The sequence below is a fragment of the Actinacidiphila epipremni genome (assembly GCF_012034175.1).
Lineage (GTDB): Bacteria > Actinomycetota > Actinomycetes > Streptomycetales > Streptomycetaceae > Actinacidiphila > Actinacidiphila epipremni.
The window spans coordinates 1-699 of the sequence record NZ_JAATEJ010000078.1; the positions used below are offsets into that span (position 1 = coordinate 1).

Genomic DNA, 699 nt, shown 5'->3' on the forward strand with positions numbered 1-699 from the left:
GCCGTGCTGGGTGGTGGCGCGGTCGAGTTGTTCTGCCATCTGGGTGTCGTAGACCGGGCGGTGGATGTCGCGGAAGACGCCGATGGGGGTGGGGTGGTCGCCGAGGCGGGACAGCGCGAAGGCGGTGGTGGGGCTGTCGGCGTGGGCGTCGTGGACCAGGACCCGGCTCGGGTCGGGGTCGGCGGTCACGGACAGTTCGCCGGTGGCGGGGTCGCGGACGACGCCGCTGGTGCCGACGGTGATGGGCTGCCCGTGCTCCAGCCGGAGCACGGCGTCCTGGGCGGTCGCGGCGTCCTTGAGGGCGTCGAAGGCGCCGTCGTTGAAGATCGGGCAGTTCTGGTAGATCTCCACCAGCGCGGTGCCGTGGTGCTCGGCCGCGGCCCGCAGCACGGACTGCAGGTGCTTGCGGTCGGAGTCGATGGTGCGCGCCACGAACGTCGCCTCCGCGCCCAGTGCCAGCGAGACGGGGTTGAAGGGGGCGTCCAGCGAGCCCATGGGGGTGGACTTGGTGATCTTGCCGGTTTCCGAGGTGGGGGAGTACTGGCCCTTGGTGAGGCCGTAGATGCGGTTGTTGAACAGCAGGATCTTGAGGTTGACGTTGCGGCGCAGGGCGTGGATGAGGTGGTTGCCGCCGATGGACAGGGCGTCGCCGTCGCCGGTGACGACCCACACCGACAGGTCCCGCCGCGAGGTGGCAAG

The 699-nt window shown here is 70.5% G+C and carries 1 protein-coding gene; it reads right to left on the reverse strand.

What is annotated here, in order from left to right; all coding sequences use genetic code 11:
• A partial coding sequence (locus HCN08_RS34505) for a thiamine pyrophosphate-dependent enzyme (RefSeq protein ID WP_167987340.1) occupies nt 1–699 on the reverse strand: 699 nt, incomplete at both ends.